This window comes from Bacillus sp. GW821-FHT11D08 (assembly GCF_058808515.1).
Window position 1 is genome coordinate 475617 of sequence record NZ_JBXARS010000002.1, and the last position, 18308, is coordinate 493924.

Annotated in this window: 17 protein-coding genes; 10 read left to right on the forward strand and 7 right to left on the reverse strand. The window is 44.8% G+C overall.

The features are described from left to right. Nucleotides 1–71: 71 nt before the first annotated feature. Nucleotides 72–1691 (forward strand): ABC-F family ATP-binding cassette domain-containing protein, encoded by a 1620-nt coding sequence (locus tag AC1RRX_RS06170; RefSeq protein ID WP_007409642.1) that lies wholly within the window; start codon nucleotides 72–74, stop codon nucleotides 1689–1691. 112 nt (nucleotides 1692–1803) lie between these two features. After that, a complete protein-coding gene (locus tag AC1RRX_RS06175; protein WP_064115428.1) occupies nucleotides 1804–2712 on the forward strand; it encodes a ketopantoate reductase family protein in 909 nt (302 codons plus the stop codon). 31 nt (nucleotides 2713–2743) lie between these two features. Here AC1RRX_RS06175 and AC1RRX_RS06180 read toward each other — a convergent pair whose 3' ends face one another. The 3 genes from AC1RRX_RS06180 to mreBH form a co-directional block, all read right to left on the reverse strand. Beyond that, a complete protein-coding gene (locus AC1RRX_RS06180; protein ID WP_094032405.1) occupies nucleotides 2744–3976 on the reverse strand; it encodes an aminopeptidase in 1233 nt (410 codons plus the stop codon). Between the two features lie 100 nt (nucleotides 3977–4076). Next, nucleotides 4077–4211 carry a protein YkpC gene (locus tag AC1RRX_RS06185; RefSeq protein ID WP_003154559.1) on the reverse strand — a complete coding sequence of 45 codons (135 nt, stop codon included), beginning with the start codon at nucleotides 4209–4211 and terminating at the stop codon, nucleotides 4077–4079. 71 nt (nucleotides 4212–4282) lie between these two features. Continuing rightward, nucleotides 4283–5290: a cell shape-determining protein MreBH gene (gene mreBH, locus AC1RRX_RS06190; protein ID WP_003154558.1), complete on the reverse strand. Its 1008-nt coding sequence runs from the start codon at nucleotides 5288–5290 to the stop codon at nucleotides 4283–4285. Nucleotides 5291–5560: 270 nt separating this feature from the next. On the opposite strand from mreBH, the gene abhA reads away from it, so the two are divergent. The 5 genes from abhA (at nucleotide 5561) to ade (ending at nucleotide 10739) form a co-directional block, all read left to right on the forward strand. Beyond that, entirely contained in the window at nucleotides 5561–5845 is a 285-nt protein-coding gene (gene abhA, locus AC1RRX_RS06195; protein ID WP_003154557.1) for a transcriptional regulator AbhA, read from the forward strand. Between the two features lie 172 nt (nucleotides 5846–6017). After that, on the forward strand, nucleotides 6018–7322 hold the full coding sequence (locus tag AC1RRX_RS06200) for an ATP-binding protein (RefSeq protein WP_064108138.1): 1305 nt from the start codon (nucleotides 6018–6020) through the stop codon (nucleotides 7320–7322). Between the two features lies 1 nt (nucleotide 7323). Beyond that, nucleotides 7324–8151, forward strand: coding sequence for a gamma-glutamylcyclotransferase family protein (locus tag AC1RRX_RS06205; protein WP_015239773.1), 828 nt, complete (start codon nucleotides 7324–7326; stop codon nucleotides 8149–8151). Between the two features lie 40 nt (nucleotides 8152–8191). Next, nucleotides 8192–8857, forward strand: coding sequence for a Ktr system potassium transporter KtrC (ktrC, locus tag AC1RRX_RS06210; protein ID WP_003154554.1), 666 nt, complete (start codon nucleotides 8192–8194; stop codon nucleotides 8855–8857). 148 nt (nucleotides 8858–9005) lie between these two features. Continuing rightward, nucleotides 9006–10739, forward strand: coding sequence for an adenine deaminase (gene ade / locus AC1RRX_RS06215; RefSeq protein ID WP_094032406.1), 1734 nt, complete (start codon nucleotides 9006–9008; stop codon nucleotides 10737–10739). A gap of 32 nt (nucleotides 10740–10771) precedes the next feature. Here ade and rnjA read toward each other — a convergent pair whose 3' ends face one another. After that, nucleotides 10772–12439 carry a ribonuclease J1 gene (gene rnjA / locus AC1RRX_RS06220; protein WP_003154550.1) on the reverse strand — a complete coding sequence of 556 codons (1668 nt, stop codon included), beginning with the start codon at nucleotides 12437–12439 and terminating at the stop codon, nucleotides 10772–10774. Nucleotides 12440–12444: 5 nt separating this feature from the next. After that, entirely contained in the window at nucleotides 12445–12654 is a 210-nt protein-coding gene (locus AC1RRX_RS06225; RefSeq protein WP_003154548.1) for a DNA-dependent RNA polymerase subunit epsilon, read from the reverse strand. Nucleotides 12655–13008: 354 nt separating this feature from the next. On the opposite strand from AC1RRX_RS06225, the gene AC1RRX_RS06230 reads away from it, so the two are divergent. Further along, nucleotides 13009–13782, forward strand: a complete 774-nt coding sequence (locus AC1RRX_RS06230; RefSeq protein ID WP_061581544.1) for a Cof-type HAD-IIB family hydrolase — start codon at nucleotides 13009–13011, stop codon at nucleotides 13780–13782. A gap of 34 nt (nucleotides 13783–13816) precedes the next feature. On the opposite strand, the gene def is transcribed toward AC1RRX_RS06230, so the two are convergent. Next, nucleotides 13817–14371 (reverse strand): peptide deformylase, encoded by a 555-nt coding sequence (def, locus tag AC1RRX_RS06235; protein WP_053573396.1) that lies wholly within the window; start codon nucleotides 14369–14371, stop codon nucleotides 13817–13819. A gap of 111 nt (nucleotides 14372–14482) precedes the next feature. Then, nucleotides 14483–14662 (reverse strand): YjcZ family sporulation protein, encoded by a 180-nt coding sequence (locus tag AC1RRX_RS06240; protein ID WP_007409651.1) that lies wholly within the window; start codon nucleotides 14660–14662, stop codon nucleotides 14483–14485. Between the two features lie 244 nt (nucleotides 14663–14906). On the opposite strand from AC1RRX_RS06240, the gene AC1RRX_RS06245 reads away from it, so the two are divergent. Together AC1RRX_RS06245 and fabD are read left to right on the forward strand one after the other, a co-directional pair. Then, nucleotides 14907–15545 (forward strand): YkyA family protein, encoded by a 639-nt coding sequence (locus AC1RRX_RS06245; RefSeq protein WP_032865273.1) that lies wholly within the window; start codon nucleotides 14907–14909, stop codon nucleotides 15543–15545. Between the two features lie 456 nt (nucleotides 15546–16001). Next, complete coding sequence (gene fabD, locus AC1RRX_RS06250; protein ID WP_144463976.1) at nucleotides 16002–18308, forward strand: ACP S-malonyltransferase; 2307 nt, start codon at nucleotides 16002–16004, stop codon at nucleotides 18306–18308.

Sequence of the window (18308 nt, forward strand, 5' to 3'; positions counted from 1 at the left end):
AGGGAAACATTTCTCTTCCCCTTTATTCATGGTATACTTTTAATGATGATAGACACGATGGAGGATTCTAAATGATTGCTGTAAATAATGTGAGCTTGCGTTTTGCGGATCGCAAGTTATTTGAAGATGTCAATATTAAATTTACGCCGGGCAACTGCTACGGATTAATAGGCGCAAACGGTGCCGGAAAATCAACATTTTTGAAAATTTTATCCGGTGAGCTGGAGCCGCAGACCGGCGATGTCCATATGAGCCCGGGCGAACGTCTTGCCATTCTGAAGCAGAACCACTTTGAATATGAAGACTTCGAAGTGCTGAAAGTCGTCATTATGGGACATAAACGTTTATACGAAGTCATGCAGGAAAAAGACGCGATTTATATGAAGCCTGATTTTTCAGATGAAGACGGCATCCGCGCCGCTGAGCTTGAAGGAGAGTTTGCAGAATTAAACGGATGGGAAGCTGAAAGTGAAGCCGCTATTTTGTTAAAGGGCCTGGGCATCTCTGAAGACCTGCATACGAAGAAAATGGCTGACTTAGGCGGTTCAGAAAAGGTGAAAGTGCTTTTGGCACAGGCGCTGTTCGGCAAGCCGGACGTTCTGCTGCTTGATGAACCGACCAACCACTTGGATCTGAAAGCGATTCAGTGGCTGGAAGAGTTTTTAATCAACTTTGAGAACACAGTCATCGTCGTATCCCATGACCGTCACTTTTTAAATAAAGTGTGCACGCACATCGCCGATCTTGATTTTAATAAAATTCAAGTGTACGTCGGCAACTATGATTTCTGGTATGAATCCAGCCAGCTTGCTTTAAAGCTTTCTCAGGAAGCCAACAAGAAAAAAGAAGAGCAGATTAAACAGCTTCAGGAGTTCGTGGCCAGATTCAGCGCCAACGCCTCTAAATCAAAGCAGGCGACATCAAGAAAGAAACTCCTTGATAAAATCACGCTTGATGATATCAAACCGTCATCACGCCGTTATCCTTATGTCAATTTCACGCCGGAACGTGAGATCGGAAATGACGTGCTGCGGGTTGAAGGCTTAACAAAAACGATTGACGGGGTTAAGGTGCTTGATAACGTCAGCTTTATTATGAACAGAGAAGATAAAATCGCTTTTACGGGCCGCAACGAACTTGCCGTTACGACATTGTTTAAAATCATTTCCGGGGAAATGGAAGCAGACAGCGGCACATTTAAATGGGGCGTGACCACTTCTCAGGCGTACTTCCCTAAAGACAACAGCGAATATTTTGACGGCAGCGATGCGAACCTTGTTGACTGGCTCCGCCAGTACTCGCCGCATGACCAAAGCGAAAGCTTTCTGCGCGGTTTCTTAGGACGCATGCTGTTCTCAGGAGAAGAAGTCAACAAAAAATCAAACGTTCTTTCCGGAGGAGAAAAAGTGCGCTGCATGCTTTCAAAAGCGATGCTTTCCGGCGCGAATATTTTAATTCTGGATGAACCGACAAACCACTTAGATTTGGAATCCATTACGGCGCTTAACAACGGCTTAATCAGCTTTAAAGGCGCTATGCTGTTTTCATCTCATGACCATCAGTTTGTACAGACAATTGCCAACCGCATCATTGAATTAACGCCTAAAGGCATTGTTGACAAACAAATGTCTTATGACGAATTTCTTGAAAACGCAGATGTGCAGAAAAAGCTTGAAGAGCTATACGCGTAATAAAGAAGCAGGGGAGACTCTGCTTTTTTATTTATGAAAAAAGTTTTCAATCTTCTGACTTCCCGTTACAATAAATGAATACATAACTTGAAAAGAGACGGAGGAATGCATCATGAAGTTTTTAGTTGTCGGAGCTGGAGGAGTGGGCGGATATATCGGCGCGCGTCTTGCAGAAAAGGGAAATGACGTGACGTTTCTCGTCCGCAAGAAACGGGCGGAACAATTACAAGAGACGGGATTGACCGTCAAAAGTGAAAAAGGTGATGTTTCAATCAAGCCGAAATTAATCATGGCGGGCGAAGAAGGAGCATTTGACGCGGTTATCATCGCTTCAAAAGCGTATTCTTTGCAGGACGTCATTCGGGATGTCAAACCGTTTGTCAAACCTTCGTCGGTCATTATTCCTTTTTTAAACGGATACAGGCACTATAACCAGCTGTTTGAAGCTTTTTCAAAACGGCAGGTGCTGGGCGGCCTCTGCTTTATTGAGAGCGCCCTTAACGACAAAGGGGGCATTCTTCATACGAGCGCTGCCCACCGCTTTGTTTTCGGTGAATGGAACGGGGAACGCACAGAACGTATGAACGAGCTGGAAAACGCATTTGGAGGTGTGAAAGCGGATGTCATCATCAGCCGGGATATTGAAAAGGACATTTGGAAAAAATATATGTTTATTGCCGCGCAGGCAGGAGTGACCACTCTGTTTCAACAGCCGGTCGGACCGATTTTAGAAACAGAAGGCGGCCGCAACACCGCAAAGCGCCTCTTTGCTGAAATCGGAGCCATTTTCAAGGCTGCCGGCATCCCGAAAGATCCTGGTCTGGAAGAAGAGAGTTATCGCACATTGACAAGCATGTCTTACTATATGAAATCGTCGATGCTGAGAGATATGGAAAAGGGCAGGGTGACGGAAGGTGATCATTTACACGGATTTTTGCTTGAGAAAGCGAAAGGCTTGTCAGTTGATACACCTGTTTTGGAAACCGTCTGCGCCAACTTGCAAATGTATGAAGCGAAATAAAAAAAGGAGGCCTGATCGCCTCCTTTTTTTATTAAAATGCCCAGTTTCCGTTTCTGAAGATCGGTTCTCTTTTGCCGTCCGCAGTAATGCCGTCGATATTCATATCTTCGGAACCGACCATAAAATCTACGTGTGTAATGCTTTCATTTAAGCCCTCTTTGACAAGCTCTTCCCGTGTCATTTGTTTACCGCCCTCAATATTAAAGGCATACGCACTGCCGATCGCCAAGTGGTTAGAGGCGTTTTCATCGTACAGTGTGTTGTAAAATAAAATATTTGATTGTGAAATCGGTGAATCGTACGGCACTAAGGCCACTTCACCGAGATAGTGTGAGCCTTCATCGGTTTCGACGATGCCTTTTAAAATCTCCTCGCCTTTTTCAGCTTTCACATCGACAATGCGGCCGTTTTCAAAGGTAAGAGTGAAGTTATCAATAATGTTGCCGCCGTAGCTCAGCGGTTTCGTGCTGGAAACCGTGCCGTTCACCCCGTCACGCTGCGGAAGGGTAAAAACCTCTTCTGTCGGCATGTTGGCCATGAATTCGTGCCCGCTTTCATTCACGCTTCCTGCGCCTGCCCATACATGTTTTTTCGGCAGTTCAATGGTTAAGTCTGTTCCTTCAGCCTGATAATGCAGGGCGCTGTAATGTTTTTTGTTTAAGTGTTCCACTTTTTCATGAAGGTTTTGATCATGTTTTTTCCATGCTTCCACAGGGTTTTCTTCATTTACGCGGGTCGTTTTGAAAATTTCTTCCCATAAAAGCTGAACGGCTGTTTCTTCCGGCTGATCCGGGAACACTTTTTTCGCCCAGCCTGTTGAAGCCGCTCCGATCACCGTCCAGCTGACCTTATCTGATTGAATATATTGTCTGTATGTATGCAATGCTTTTCCGGCGGCTTTTTGGAACGCTGCAATCCGTTTGCCGTCAGTGCCTTTTAACAGGTCGGGGTCGGATGAGACGACAGAAATAAACGCAGCCCCTTTTTTCGCGAGCTCTTCTTTTCCTTTTGCTTCCCATTCAGGATACTCTTCAAACGCTTCAAAAGGTGCCATCTCGTATTTTAATCTGGACAGTTCATCGTCCTGCCAATTTACGGTGACGTTTTTAGCGCCTTTTTCATAAGAATGTTTGGCAAGCAGTCTGACAAGTTCCCGGACATCAGTTGAGGCATTGATTACGACATGCTGTCCTTTTTGGACATTGACGCCGACTTCTACCGCCAACTGAGCATATGTATGTAACTTTTCAGTAAACGAACTCATCGTTCATTCCTCCTCATCGGTTTTTCTCATCATATCAAATATCGCCTCATAAAGGAAAGAAAGGAGCACAAACGAAAAAGACACAGCTTTTGCTGCGTCTTTACGGGTGATTCAGTTTTACGGCGCCGCCGGCCGGAGAATGGGGCATATTGGCCAGTGAAATGCTCATACCCCCCAAAATAATTCCGCTTAAAATGACGGCTACTGCTACGCGTCTTCCCACATCTCTAAGCATATGCTTCCTCCTTAATGTTTCTCCAGTTCTCACAATATGAGCCGGCCGGAGAAAAAAGAAGCACAATCTTATTATTTAATCGCTTTTTGCAGTTTGTCGATGACGTCTAATGAACGCCCCGTGCCGATAGCCACTGATTCAAGCGGATTCGCCGCCAAATGAACGGGAACGACGATTTCATCTGTCAGCCATTCTTTCATCCCGTTTAAAAGGGAGCCTCCGCCGGTTAACACGACGCCGCGGTCAACGATATCACCGCTGAGCTCCGGCGGACAATCTTCAAGTGTCGCTCTGATCGCTTCAAGAATATGCAGGAGCGACTCACGCATCGCGTGCTGAATTTCATTAGACTGCAGTCTGATTGTCTTCGGCAGACCGGTTACAAGGTCACGCCCGCGGATTTCCATCGTTTCCGGCACATGTTCGATCAATGCAAATCCGATTTCCATTTTCACTTGTTCTGCCGTACGTTCCCCGATCAGCAGGTTGTATTTTTTTCTGACGAACGAGGCGATATCTTCATCAAGCTGGTCGCCGCCGATTCTGATCGAATGGCAGGATACGACGCCCCCGAATGAGATGATGGCGACTTCAGTCGTACCGCCGCCGATATCTACGACGACGTTTGCGACCGGCTCGTCAACAGGGAGGTCGGCCCCGATTGCAGCGGCTACGGGTTCTTCAATCAAGTGAACGTTTTTCGCTCCGCAGTTTTTGACAGCGTCACTGATGGCGCGTCGTTCAACGGCTGTTGAGCCTGAAGGCGTGCAGACGACGACATTCGGTTTGCGGAAAGTCATTCCGATTTTTTTTCCGGCTTTTTTCATAATGTGTTTTAATAAGTCAGTTGTCATATCATAATCAGCAATGACACCGTCTTTCATCGGCCGAACGGCGACGATTTTCCCCGGCGTCTTTCCGATCATGCTTTTGGCATCCGTTCCGATGGCAAGCACCGCTTTCGTTGTTGTATCTACAGCGACAACGGAAGGCTCGTTTAAAATAATTCCTTTATTTTTACTGTAAACAAGTATATTAGCGGTTCCTAAGTCGATTCCGATCTCAGTTGATTGAAACATGTTTTCACCCAATCCCTATCCTGATTTAATTGATTCTACATTTAAAGTTTCTGAGAAAAACCACGATTTTTGGGGGTTTCCGCCGGGAATGAAATGTTTTTGTAAAAAAGGAGGGAAAGTCTGTATCCCATATTTCAAAAGGATTTTCTTCTGTAAAAAAACATTCAGTTCCGGATGCTGAGAAACTTTTGCTCCGTTCCTTTCGTCTACGTTTATGAAGGATTTTCCTTGGACATAAAGAAGAGACATTAAAGGAAGTAGGGGATTTCTATGAAATCAATTGGTGTAGTAAGAAAAGTAGACGAACTCGGGCGTATTGTCATGCCGATTGAATTGAGAAGAGCATTGGATATCGCTATTAAAGATAGTATTGAATTTTTCGTTGACGGAGACAAAATTGTCTTGAAAAAATACAAGCCGCACGGCATTTGCTTAATGACGGGGGAAATTACTCCCGAAAATCAGGAGTACGGCAACGGCAAAATTATTTTAAGTCCTGAAGGAGCGAAAATGCTGCTTGAGGAAATCGAGGAAGCGTTAAAAGATAGATCATAATCAGCAAAAAGGGCGGAGCATCATTCCGTCCTTTTATTATGAACTTGTGCAAAAACTCACGGGAAAAGTAAGCGAACCTGCTCAATTAATTGGGAATAGTTATCATTTTTTAGTCAATAATGCAGTCAACAATGTTACAATATATGTAGAAATGCTAGCGGCAGGTGGGACTATGGGAAAATATCAAGCGCGTATCATTTCCTTAATCTTGGCAATGATTTTTATTATGTTTTGGGATTATTTATTTTATATGATTGAACGGAATCCGATTAACTGGCCAGTTGACATCACCTTTACCGCCGTCACATTAATCAGCGTCTGGCTGCTGGCTTATTATGTGGATAATAAAAAGCAGCTGCTGACGGAGCTGAAGGACAGCGAGCAGAAAGCAAAGGCGCTTTCAGATGAGAAAAACCGGATCATGGACAATTTGCAGGAAATCGTTTTTCAGACGGATGCTCAAGGGAATATTACATATTTGAATCAGGCCTGGACGGCGATTACGGGCCACTCCATCAGCGAATGTATGGGCACGATGTATAATGATTATTTTATAAAAGAAAAACATATTATTGATTATATTATCTCCCAAATCAAGCAGCAGTCCCCGTCAGGAATGTTTACGGCCAAATATATTAAAAGAGACGGCTCGATCTTTTGGGGAGAAGTCCATTATAAGCTGTATTATGACCGCAGACAGAAATTTGTCGGAAGCCTGGGGACGATGTCTGATATCAGTGAACGGAAAAAAGCGGTCGACGAGCTTCTGGAAACGAACGAACGCCTTGCCATGCAATCTCAAAAGCTGGCCATTGCCGGGGAGCTTGCGGCAGGAATCGCCCATGAAGTAAGAAATCCTTTAACATCAGTCAGCGGCTTTCTCCAGCTGATGAAAGCCCAGTATCCGGAAAGAACGGATTATTTTGATATTATTTTTTCGGAGATTAAAAGGATTGACCTTGTGCTGGGGGAGCTCCTTCTGCTCGCCAAGCCGCAGACCGTGACGTTTACCGCTCATCATCTCAACCATATTTTACGGCAGGTGGCAACGCTTCTTGACACGAACGCGGTGCTGTCGAACACTGTGATTGAGAAGGATTTCAGGCAGACTGAGTCCTGTATGGTCAACGGTGACGAAAACCAGCTGAAACAGGTATTTATCAATATTATTAAAAATGCGATTGAAGCGATGCCTGACGGCGGGAATATTCATATTTATACAAAACGGGATGAAGAATACGCGGTGATCAGCATACAGGATGAAGGAAACGGCATGTCGAAAGAAAAGCTTGAAAACATCGGGAAACCGTTTTTCTCAACAAAAGATCAGGGAACGGGTCTCGGTCTTCCGATTTGTTTACGAATTCTGAAGGAGCATAATGGTAAACTTAACATTAAGAGCAAAAATGGAGAAGGCAGTACGTTTCAGGTGATTCTGCCGTTAGAAGCGGCTGCTGTCCAAAAGGAGGAAAAATAACTTGCTTCTTTTTGTATACGGTTTGTTACGGAAGCGTGAAGAAAATCATGAACTGCTGAAAGGCGCTCCGTGTGTGTGCGAGCAGGCTGCGATAAACGGCGTGCTGTACGAAACGGATAAAGGTCAGCCTGCGGCGTCTTTAGCAGAAACAGCTTTTGTGTACGGGGAATTGTATGAAACAGATCATCAGATGATCCGTAAGCTGGATGCGTATTATGCTGATTTTGATCGAAAAGAGGTTGCCGTGACGACGGATGCCGGGAATAAAACCGCCTTCGCATATGTCGTAAAGCCCGACCAGTGTGCCTCATTCAGCCGTATCAAGAGCGGAGACTGGAAAGAATACCGTTTTATGAAACGGGAGGATGACAGTCCGGTTTATTATTTCGCATACGGCTCCTGTATGGACAATGCCCGGTTTAAACAGGCGGGGGTCGACCACTTTTTTGCCGAGCCGGTCGGAGGGGCGGTTGTTGAAGGGTATTCGACGAGATTCACATTAAGGCGTCCTGACGGTTCCAGAGCCGATCTTGTTGAAGACGGGGGACGAACTGAAGGCGTGCTGTACAAGCTCCCGTTTGAAGCGGCAACCTATCTGTACAAAAGAGAAGGTGTTGATAACCACACATACCGTCCCGCGTTCATAGAAGTGTGTGCCGGCGGCCGTGTATACAGAGGCGTCCTGACATTTCTCGTTCTTGATAAAGCTGAGGAAATTGCGCCTCCGGGTCACTATCAGGAAGAAATCGAACGCGGAGCGGATTTGTATTTATCGCCGGCCTTTTCAGAAAAGCTTAAACGCTATATGAACTCATTGCCGAAAATGTGATACTATTCCTATTAGAGATATTGTTTAAAGGAGTACTGTTATGAGAAAAGAGTTTGCCGTTATCGGTCTCGGACGCTTCGGCGGAAGTATTTGCAAAGCATTAAGTGAAGAAGGCCTTGAGGTCATGGCGATGGATATTGATGAAGATAAAGTAAATGAATACGCCAAAATCGCATCACACGCGGTCATCGGCGATTCAACCGATGAATCAGTGCTGAAAAACTTAGGGCTGCGCAACTTTGACCACGTCATTGTGGCAATCGGCGAAAATATACAGGCGAGCATTTTAACGACGCTGATCTTAAAGGAACTCGGCGTGAACACGATCACGGTTAAAGCGCAGAACGATTATCATGAGAAAGTGCTTGCGAAAATCGGGGCCGACCACATCGTCCACCCTGAACGTGACATGGCAAAACGCATCGCCCACAACATCGTATCAAATAATGTGCTTGATTATTTGGAGCTGTCCGACGAACACAGCATTGTGGAGATCGTGGCCAACAGCAGGCTTGCGGGCAACACACTGCTTGATCTGGACATCCGGGCGAAGTACGGCATTAATATCGTGGCCATCAAGAGAGAAAAAGAAGTGATCGTATCTCCGCTGGCGACTGAAATGATCCAAAAAGAAGATATTCTCATCGTTATCGGCTCTCTTACGGACATTTCCCGATTTGAAAAAAGAGTGCTTCACACAAAGTGAAAAGCCGTCCGTAAAAGGACGGTCTTTTATTATGTCAGAATAGAAAGACATTTATCATGTAAGCGGTATATTCTGCAATTTTTATTGACTATGATCAGGCGATCCGATAGCATATTGTACCATATAAAGAAAAAGAGGAGGCCTCATTTTGAACAAAGAAACACTGGCTGAACGGCTGAATGTATCAGCCGGCAGACAAAAAGCCGATACCGTCATTAAAAACGGAAAAATCATGGATGTATTTAACCAGGAATGGATTTCTGCAGATATCGCCATTACGGGCGGAGTGATCGTCGGGCTGGGCGAATATGAAGGGGAAGAAGTCATTGATGCAGAAGGTCAAATGATCGTTCCGGGGTTTATTGACGGACATGTTCATATCGAGTCCTCTATGGTTACTCCGATTGAATTTGCTAAAGCCGTCCTCCCACACGGAGTGACTACTGTCATTACTGATCCTCACGAAATTGCGAACGTTTCCGGAGCAAAAGGCATTTCTTTTATGATAGAGCAGGCGAAAAAGGCGCCGCTGAACATCCGTTTCATGCTTCCTTCCTGTGTTCCCGCCGCTAGCTTTGAACGCTCAGGAGCCGTATTAAAAGCCGAGGATTTAAAGCCTTTTTATCAGGAGAAAGAGGTGCTCGGGCTTGCGGAAGTAATGGATTATGTATCTGTTGCGGAAGGTGAAGAGGATATGCTTCAGAAACTGCTTGATGCCAAGCGTCACGGAAAACGGATCGACGGGCATTTAGCCGGACTGTCTTCAGATATCATCAATATATACAGAACCGCAATGGTGTCAAATGATCATGAAGTGACGACAAAAGAAGAAGCGCTGGACAGAATCAGACGGGGAATGTACGTCATGCTGCGCGAAGGATCGGTGGCAAAAAATACGCTCAATGTGCTGCCGGCGGTGAATGAAAAAAACGCGCGGCGCTTTTTCTTTTGCACGGATGATAAGCATGTAGATGATCTGCTTTCAGAAGGAAGTGTGAACCACCAAGTCAAAATGGCGATAAAGGCGGGACTTGATCCATTCCTTGCGTATCAACTCGCCAGTTTAAATGCGGCTGAGTGCTACGGTCTTGAAACAAAAGGGGCGGTAGCGCCGGGTTTTGACGCAGATCTGCTGTTCATTTCAGATGTACGGGAGGCTGCCGTCACGAAGACCATGGTCGCCGGCCGGACCGTTGCCGAGAACGGACGCACGGTTTATGAACAGTCTGCCGGTTCCTATTCGCCGGACCAGGCGCTGTTGGATACAGTGCGGCTGAAAGCGCCGCTGACTGAATCGGATTTTCATATACCGATTCAAGAGGGCAAGAAAATGAATGTAATCGAAATGATACCGAATCATTTGGAGACGAGAAAAAAAGAAGTGCCTGCACCGTCTGCTGACGCGTTTTGTCCTGATACAGAAAATGATTTATTAAAAATCGCCGTCACAGAGCGGCACAGCGGCGAAAAAATGATAGGACTCGGGATTGTACAAGGGTTCGGGTTAAAAGAAGGCGCCATCGCCACAACCATTTCTCACGATTCCCATAATATCATCGCCGTCGGTACAAACGATGCCGATTTGGCAAAAGCAATCAACAAGCTCCGTGACACCGGAGGAGGATTAACAGCCGTGAAAAACGGAGAATTGCTTCACTCCGTTCCGCTTCCGATCGCCGGGCTTTTGTCTGATAAGTCGGCGGAATGGGTCAATGACAGCTTGGGCGTGCTTCATGAAAAGCTTCCTCTGCTCGGATTCACCGGTGATTTCAATCCGTTTCTCACATTATCGTTTTTAGCGCTTCCGGTGATTCCGGATATTAAAATGACAGCAGCCGGTCTGTTTGATGTCAAAGCCTTTCAGCATATTCCGCTGCAATAAAAAAACTGCACTCATTACGAGTGCAGTTTTTTTTAGACCTCCATAATGATCGGAAGGATCATCGGGCGGCGTTTTGTTTTTTCGTATAGGAACGGAGCAAGTGTATCGGTAATTTCGTTTTTAATTTCGGACCACTGCGTTGTTTTCCGATCCATAACTTTCTCCAAATGGTTCGAAATCAGCTGCTGCGCGTCATTGATCAAATCACCGGATTCTCTCATGTATACAAAACCTCTTGAGATTAAATCAGGCCCCGCCGAAACCTTAAAGTCATCCATATTGATGCTGACAACAACGATAACAAGGCCTTCTTCTGAAAGAATGCGGCGGTCGCGGAGCACGATATTGCCGATATCACCGATTCCGCTTCCGTCAATGTAAACGGAGCCGGACGGAATTTTGCCTGCCACAGCGGCTTCTTCGCCTTTGAGGGCCAGCACTTCGCCATTATCCATGATAAAGCAGTTTTCTTCAGGTATGCCGCAATCAGTCGCGAGTTTGACGTGCATTTTCTGCATTCTGTACTCACCGTGAATCGGCATAAAGAACTTCGGTTTGATCAGGCGGAGCATTAATTTCTGCTCTTCCTGTCCGCCGTGTCCGGATGTATGAATGTCATTCAATGAACCGTGAATGACTTCTGCGCCCGCACGGTACAGCTGGTTGATGGTGCGGCTTACGCTGATTGTGTTTCCGGGAATCGGAGAGGAAGAAAAGACGACCGTATCTCCGGGATTAATGGAAATCTGCCGGTGCGTCCCGTTAGCGATGCGTGATAACGCCGCCATCGGTTCACCTTGGCTTCCCGTACATAAAATCGTTACCTTATTGGCAGGCATACGATTGATTTCGTTATGCTCAATAAACGTATTTTTAGGACAGGTAATGTAACCGAGATTTTGTCCGATTTCAATAGCCGATTCCATACTGCGTCCGAATACAGCAACTTTTCTGCCGTTTAAAACGGCTGCTTCAATCACCTGCTGAAGACGGTGTATATTCGAAGCGAATGTCGCAAATATAATTCTGCCGTCCACTTTTCGGAAAATATCGTGAATGCTTTCGCCTACGCGGCGTTCTGACATGGTGAAATCAGGAACCTCACTGTTTGTACTGTCAGAAAGCAGGCACAGAACGCCTTCTTTCCCGATTTCAGCCATCTTTGTCAAGTTTGCCGGTTCGCCTACCGGTGTGAAATCGAACTTAAAGTCCCCGGTATGTACGATATTGCCCGGCGGTGTTTTGACGACGATTCCGTATGAATCCGGAATGCTGTGTGTCGTTCTGAAGAAGGATACTGACGTCTTGCGGAACTTCACGATGTCGTCTTCACCGATGATGTTTAATTTGGTCTGTCTTAACAGCCCGTGCTCTTCAAGTTTATTCCGAAGTAAGCCGATCGCGAGTTTACCGCCGTAAACGGGAATATTTACTTGTCTGAGCAGGTACGGAATACCGCCGATATGGTCTTCGTGACCGTGGGTGATAAACAGACCTTTAATTTTATCTTCATTTTTTACTAAATACGTGTAATCGGGGATTACGTAATCAATGCCGAGAAGTTCATCTTCCGGGAACTTGATTCCCGCATCAATCAGTACAATTTCATCCTGAAACTGCACCCCGTACGTATTTTTCCCGATCTCGCCCAATCCGCCGAGGGCGAAAACGGCAGTCTGGTCATTTTTTACAAATTTCATTCCGCTCATAACTCCAATACTTTAAAATTTTCGCTCTGCTTCTCATATTCTAAAAAAGCACCGTCCACAGGCTGAACAAATTCAATGTTGTATTTCTGATCTTTCAGTTTCGTTCTGACGTCCCGTTCTGAAACGCCCTCAATGTAAAGTGAATCTGTTTTTTCCCGAACAGGTACTTCGTCAGCCTTCTCTTGATAAAATACCTTATAAATCATCCAAATCTCTCCTTAAATGCCGTATGTTAGACTCGCTTATTCTATTATATTCGAAAACGGATTATAAGGAAAGTCTCGAGCAAAAAAGGGACTTTCAAAAAACGAAAGATCCCTTCTACGCGATGACTTTTTTCCGGAGCATTCCGCCCCACTGTCTTCTGAGTTTCTTCCGTAATCGGCGCAGCATCGTATACCTCCTTTAAAGCCCTTTATAGCAGTAGTATGCGGAAAAAATGAATTTGTTTTCGTGGGTAAAACTGGAATTTCATCAAGGCGGTTTTCCGGAAGAAAAACTTTCTGTATGATGATATTGAAAAAGACACGACTGATAAACGGGAAAAAGGAGAAATTGACATGAATCCAAAACTGATCTTTTTTGATATTGACGGCACGATCTATGACCATGATAAACATATTCCCGATAGCGCAAGAAACGCCGTGAAGGCGCTTAAAGAGGCTGGCCATCACGTTTTTATCGCCAGCGGAAGGTCCCCGTTTATGGTAAAACCGATTCTGGAAGAGCTTGAGATTGAATCATTTATTTCATACAACGGCCAGTATGTCGTATTTGAAGGTGAGGTCATTTATAAAAATCCGCTTCCTGAAGATGCGGTTGCGCGTTTATTAAAGCAGGCGGCAGAAGGGGAGCACCCCGTCGTATTTATGGCGGAAGACACGATGAAAACGACCGTCCCCGGACATCCGCACGTCTCGGAAGGAATCGGCAGTCTGAAAGCGCCTTATCCCGAAGTTGATGAAACATTTTATAAAGGAAAAGAAATTTATCAGCTGCTTTTATTCTGCCGCGGACATGAAGAAAAAGCATATGCCGCTTTTCCGGAGTTTGATTACGTCCGCTGGCATGAATTGTCAACGGATGTGCTTCCGAAAGGCGGTTCAAAAGCGGAAGGCATTAAAAGAGTGCTTGAGCGGCTTCCGTACGGCGTAAGTGACACTTATGCATTCGGCGACGGACTAAATGATCTTGAGATGATCCGTTTTGTCGGCACCGGGGTGGCGATGGGAAATGCGGTTCCGGAATTAAAAGCTGCCGCCGATTTCGTCACAAAGCCGGTGGATGAGGAAGGAATCAGCTGGGCCGTCAAAGAACTGGGCCTTTTGAAATAAAGAAAACCGGCACTTTGGGAAGTGCCGGTTATTTTTAACGGTCAATGGCAATGGCGTTTTCAGGTTCTTTGAACGGATTTTCTTTATCAATATGGTCGTAAAACATCACGCCGTTCAGATGATCGATTTCGTGCTGAAACACGATGGCCGGAAAACCTTTGAGGCGGATGTCAATCTGTTCTCCTTCAAGCGTCACCGCCTTTACGCGGATGCGGGCGTAGCGCGGCACATAGCCGGGAATGGGTTCGTCTACCGACAGGCAGCCTTCTCCGCTCGTCAAGTAGCTTTTTTCCACTGAGTGGCTGACGATCTTAGGGTTAAAAAGAGCATAGCTGTATAAAGTGCCTTTCGCATCTTCTGCATGGACGGCGATCATCCGTTTTTTTACGTCTGTTTGGGGAGCGGCAAGACCGACGCCCGGACGAAGCTTGTATTTCTCGGCTAATTCAGGATTTTGGCTGTTTTTCACAAACTCAATCATATCAGCAAGATGCTGTTTTTCTTCGTCAGAAGCGGGAAGCTGTACCTCTTCAGCGATCTCTCTGAGCACGGGATGTCCGTCTCGTACAATATTTTCCATAGTAATCAAGAAACTTCACTCCTAAAGCTTAATATGTAAATTATAGCGAATTTCTTTATCGCGGCGCAATGAAACAATTGGCCGGCCATAGCAGGCCGGCCGATGTCATGGTGTATAATGTCAGCAGCCGCAGCCTAAATAAGCGGCACCGACGATGATTAATAAGATAAACAATACGACGATTAATGCGAATGTGCGGCCGTATCCGCCGCCGCAGCCGTAACCGTAACCGCCGCCATAACCATATCCGCCGCCGCAACAACCGCCGCCAAATCCGCCGCCAAATCCATATCCGTACATAAAAAAACCTCCTCTTTTAATTACGCTGACCCTCTGTCAGCAGGGCCGGCGTCTACTATAAACTATGTAAAAGCCAAAAAGATGTATGGTCATCCGCCCTGTTTTCTCAATTTTTTACGCAAGTATTCTTTGAAAGCACCGTAAGCGTCTTTACACGGTCATGCCAATTACAGCTCAGCTATTGTCAAAAAGCGTTCGGGCTTCTATAGTGGAAATTGTCAAGATTGGGGGATTTTAAGTGAATATGATTCAAAAAAAGGTATTAGCAGGAATCGGAGCGCTCGGCGCCGCAAGTATGCTTCTTGCCGGCTGCGGGGGAAAAGATCCGGTTGAATCGCTTCATGACTCGATGGAAAAAGCCGTTCAAGCGGAAAAACCGTTTCAAAAAGAGCAGAAAACATTAGAAAAATTGGAGAAAAAAGAGCATAAGCTATACGACAGCGCGGTTAAACTGAATATGGATGATTACCAGAAAATTGTCACACTGTCTGATCAGGCTCTGAGCAATGCAAATCAGCGAAAAAAACATCTGAAAGCAGAAAAAGACAGTATTGATGATTCAAAAAAAGCGTTTGAATCCGCAAAAAAAACTTCTCAAGAAATAAAGGATAAGAAAGTAAAAGAAAAAGCCGGGCATGCTGTCGCTTTAATGGAGAAAAGGTATGCATCTTATGATCTTTTGTACAAAAAGTACGAAAAAGCCATTTCACTTGATAAGGACCTTTATAAACTGATTAAAGATAAAAAGCTCACATTAGCGCAGCTGGAAGAGCAAATCAGCAAAGTAAACTCAGTTTACGAAAAGGTGCATAAACAAGCAGATGAGTTCAATCAATTTACTAAAGACTACAACAAAGAGAAAGAACTATTATTCCGCAAATAGTATAGTGAAGGCATATCGGCATGGGCTGATGAACTGATAACAACCGAGTTCAGCCGCCTGTAAAAAGGCGGCTGAAGAATTGGTATATACGTGTGTTTCCCATTGACAACAAGTAAATCATGGTATAGTATTTATTTAGGGAAATATTCACATAAAACCAATCGTTGTTTCGGCACGTTGGAATGTTTTTATTATATTGATATATATAAAACAGAATGAAAATGCGATTTTAATTATCAGAAAATTCTATCTATTTATATTTACGGCGATATGATATTTGTACATGCTTTTTGCTTTTAAACCTTTATCCGGCATAAAGGTTTTTTTATTTTTCTTAGTAATGCTTATTAAGTAAGGGTGCTGAGAGTAAACGACAATTTTAAAATTGAAGTGAAAAACGTTAATCAAAATCGGAACGAAAAGAAACGGCAGAAATACGGAACAGGAGGAAAACAAATGCTTGCTTACGTCTTTCCCGGACAGGGAGCGCAGTTTAAAGGAATGGGCAGAGACTTATTCGATGAATTCAGTGAGCTCATTAAAAAGGCAGATCATATTTTAGGATACTCCATAAAGGATTTATGCCTTTCAGATGAAAAAGAAAGGCTGACTGATACGAAGTATACACAGCCTGCAATTTATACAGTGAGCGCACTGCAATATTTAAAGGGTTTAAAAGAAGGTCATACACGCCCTGATGCTGTTGCAGGACATAGTCTGGGTGAATATACTGCGCTTTTTGCGGCCGGCGTTTTTAATTTTGAAACAGGTCTCCGGCTGGTTGCTAAAAGAGGCGAGTTAATGAGTGAGGCTTCCGAGGGCGGAATGGCTGCCGTGATCGGACTGGATGAGCATCACATAAAAAAAATACTTCAAAAGTATGAACTCGGCCAGATAGATATCGCCAATTACAATACATCTTCACAAATTGTGATAGCAGGGGCTGCAGAAGAGATAAAGCGGGCAGCCTCTTTTTTTGAAAAAGAAGGGGCGAAAGCTTATATCGTATTGCAAGTCGGCGGAGCTTTTCATTCTCGTTTCATGGAAAGTGCACAGCGTGAATTTGCGGAATTTATCGAGGAGTTTCATTTTTCTGAATTGAATTTCCCGGTCATTTCTAACTATACGGCAAGACCTTATAAACAAGAAGATATCAAACGGAATTTAATTGAACAAATAACAAACTCGGTAAAATGGACTGAAAGCATTAGGTATCTAATGGGACAAGGCGTCACTCTGTTTGAAGAGATCGGTCCTGGAAACATTCTGACTAAATTAATTCAAACCATACAAAGAGATGAGGAACCGCTTACTATCAGTGCGCCGGAAGACAGTCTCTTTTTTTCTGAAGGGAACAAGGACAATTCGGAAAGCGGGAAAGAGCATAGCCTCTTGGCCGAAAATATAGAGAGCGGTGCAGCTTCACCGGTGTCCCGATTGGGTGATCAATCTTTCAAAGAAGATTACGGTTTGACATACGCGTATTTGGCAGGTGCGATGCATAGGGGGATTTCTTCCGCTGAAATGCTGATCCGCCTCGGGAAGAAAGGAATGCTGGGGTTCTTTGGGACAGCGGGTTTACCTATAAGGGAAATTGAACAGGCCCTTATTTCTATTAAGAAGACACTCAAAAATGGCCAGCCCTACGGAATGAATCTGCGATTTGAGCCGGATCATCAAGATAGAGAAAAGGAATTGATAGATTTATATATCAAGCATGACGTACGAGTAATAGAAGCGTCTTCGTATTTTTCCGTCAGCGCACCATTAATTTATTACAAAGCGCATCAGTTGAAGATAGACAAAAGCGGCAGGGTCATACCTCATAATCGGATCATTGCCAAAGTTTCACGGCCGGAAGTTGCGGCCGCATTTCTGAGTCCGCCTCCTCCAAGTATCGTAAAGAGAATGTGTCAGCACGGTATGCTGACGGAAGAGCAGGCGGAGTGGCTCAGCCGTATTCCGGCAGCAGACGATATCATTATTGAAGCAGATTGCGGAAGTAATACTGAACAGGGCTCATTGACAGCGATGCTGCCGTTTTTTGTTAACCTGCGGGATGAAATGATGGAAACACACAAATACGCAAGGAAGATAAGGATCGGGGCTGCGGGAGGAATCGGGACTCCCGAGTCTGCCGCGTCTGCTTTTTTAATGGGCGCTGATTTTATTATGACGGGATCCATTAATCAATGTACAGTTGAAGCCGAAACAAGCGGTTTTGTTAAAGAAATGCTGAGTGAGACAGGAATATGCGATACTGCTTATGCGCCTTCGGAGACTCTGTTTGAGTTCGGAACAAAGGTGCAGGTGCTGAAAAAGGGCACGCTGTTTCCGGTCAGGGCAAATAAATTATTTCAAATCTACCTACAATATGAGTCTTTGAGTGAGATAGATGAAAAGACAAAGATTCAGCTCGAAAACGATTATTTTAACAAGACTGTTGATGAAATCTACGAAAGCTTAATAGAAAAACAGCCGAACCTGGCCCAAAAAGCTGAGCGCAATCAAAAATATAAGATGCTGTTACTATTTAAGTGGTATTTGCAGAGAGGATGTCTGCTTGCTTTGGAAGGGCAGGAAGAACAAAAGGTGAATTTCCAAGTTCATTGCGGCCCGTCTTTAGGCGCTTTTAATCATTGGGTAAAGGGCACGGATTTGGAATCATGGAGAAACAGACATGTCGATGACATTGGTGAAAAATTGATGAATGAGACCGAAAGTCTGCTAAGGCGCAGATTGAATACGTTATTTCTACACTAA

What these genes read in the sequence shown, in the direction of transcription:
- AC1RRX_RS06170 (WP_007409642.1), top strand. Translation starts at nt 72, where the DNA reads ATGATTGCTGTAAATAATGTGAGCTTGCGTTTTGCGGATCGCAAGTTA.
- AC1RRX_RS06175 (WP_064115428.1), top strand. Translation starts at nt 1,804, where the DNA reads ATGAAGTTTTTAGTTGTCGGAGCTGGAGGAGTGGGCGGATATATCGGC.
- AC1RRX_RS06180 (WP_094032405.1), bottom strand. Translation starts at nt 3,976, where the DNA reads ATGAGTTCGTTTACTGAAAAGTTACATACATATGCTCAGTTGGCGGTA.
- AC1RRX_RS06185 (WP_003154559.1), bottom strand. Translation starts at nt 4,211, where the DNA reads ATGCTTAGAGATGTGGGAAGACGCGTAGCAGTAGCCGTCATTTTAAGC.
- mreBH (WP_003154558.1), bottom strand. Translation starts at nt 5,290, where the DNA reads ATGTTTCAATCAACTGAGATCGGAATCGACTTAGGAACCGCTAATATA.
- abhA (WP_003154557.1), top strand. Translation starts at nt 5,561, where the DNA reads ATGAAATCAATTGGTGTAGTAAGAAAAGTAGACGAACTCGGGCGTATT.
- AC1RRX_RS06200 (WP_064108138.1), top strand. Translation starts at nt 6,018, where the DNA reads ATGGGAAAATATCAAGCGCGTATCATTTCCTTAATCTTGGCAATGATT.
- ktrC (WP_003154554.1), top strand. Translation starts at nt 8,192, where the DNA reads ATGAGAAAAGAGTTTGCCGTTATCGGTCTCGGACGCTTCGGCGGAAGT.
- rnjA (WP_003154550.1), bottom strand. Translation starts at nt 12,439, where the DNA reads ATGAAATTTGTAAAAAATGACCAGACTGCCGTTTTCGCCCTCGGCGGA.
- AC1RRX_RS06225 (WP_003154548.1), bottom strand. Translation starts at nt 12,654, where the DNA reads ATGATTTATAAGGTATTTTATCAAGAGAAGGCTGACGAAGTACCTGTT.
- AC1RRX_RS06230 (WP_061581544.1), top strand. Translation starts at nt 13,009, where the DNA reads ATGAATCCAAAACTGATCTTTTTTGATATTGACGGCACGATCTATGAC.
- AC1RRX_RS06240 (WP_007409651.1), bottom strand. Translation starts at nt 14,662, where the DNA reads ATGTACGGATATGGATTTGGCGGCGGATTTGGCGGCGGTTGTTGCGGC.
- AC1RRX_RS06245 (WP_032865273.1), top strand. Translation starts at nt 14,907, where the DNA reads ATGATTCAAAAAAAGGTATTAGCAGGAATCGGAGCGCTCGGCGCCGCA.
- fabD (WP_144463976.1), top strand. Translation starts at nt 16,002, where the DNA reads ATGCTTGCTTACGTCTTTCCCGGACAGGGAGCGCAGTTTAAAGGAATG.